The sequence below is a fragment of the Streptococcus infantis genome, assembly GCF_047463315.1.
Lineage (GTDB): Bacteria > Bacillota > Bacilli > Lactobacillales > Streptococcaceae > Streptococcus > Streptococcus infantis_AB.
In genome coordinates this window covers 1-711 of sequence record NZ_JASHEB010000017.1, presented here as the reverse complement: position 1 = coordinate 711, position 711 = coordinate 1, and the positions used below count along the sequence as shown (strand labels likewise).

Below are 711 nucleotides of genomic sequence, written 5' to 3'. Positions count from 1 at the left end.
AGTCTGGGCCGTGTCTCAGTCCCAGTGTGGCCGATCACCCTCTCAGGTCGGCTATGTATCGTTGCCTTGGTGAGCCGTTACCTCACCAACTAGCTAATACAACGCAGGTCCATCTGGTAGTGGTGCAGTTGCACCTTTTAAGCAGTCATCATGCGATATCTACTGTTATGCGGTATTAGCTATCGTTTCCAATAGTTATCCCCCGCTACCAGGCAGGTTACCTACGCGTTACTCACCCGTTCGCAACTCATCCAGAGAAGCAAGCTCCTCCTTCAGCGTTCTACTTGCATGTATTAGGCACGCCGCCAGCGTTCGTCCTGAGCCAGGATCAAACTCTCATTAAAAGTTTGAGTTCTCACTCATTTCTGTCACTGACAGATTTATTGTTTTTTTCATTGTTCAGTACTATAACCTTAAGTTATAGTGCCCTGCACATTGGTTCGTCTTGTTCAGTTTTCAAAGGTCTTTGTCACTCATTCTCTCAAGCGACAACTATATTAGTATATCACAGCATCTAATTGTTGTCAATAACTTTTTCAAATTTTTTTCAACTTCTACTGCAATACACCCATAGTCCGTACGGGATTCGAACCCGTGTTACCGCCGTGAAAAGGCGGTGTCTTAACCCCTTGACCAACGGACCGTGAGCTTGTCAACTCTTTCTATTATACCGACTTTTACAATCTTGTCAACTAGTTTGATTTGTTTTTT

Annotated in this window: 1 tRNA gene and 1 rRNA gene; both read right to left on the bottom strand. The window is 44.3% G+C overall.

Going from position 1 to position 711, the window contains the following annotated elements:
* Positions 1-344, bottom strand: a 16S ribosomal RNA gene (locus tag QM857_RS09195); the annotation flags it as partial.
* Positions 345-571: 227 nt separating this feature from the next.
* Positions 572-643, bottom strand: a tRNA-Glu gene (locus tag QM857_RS09190).
* Between the last annotated feature and the right edge of the window lie 68 nt (positions 644-711).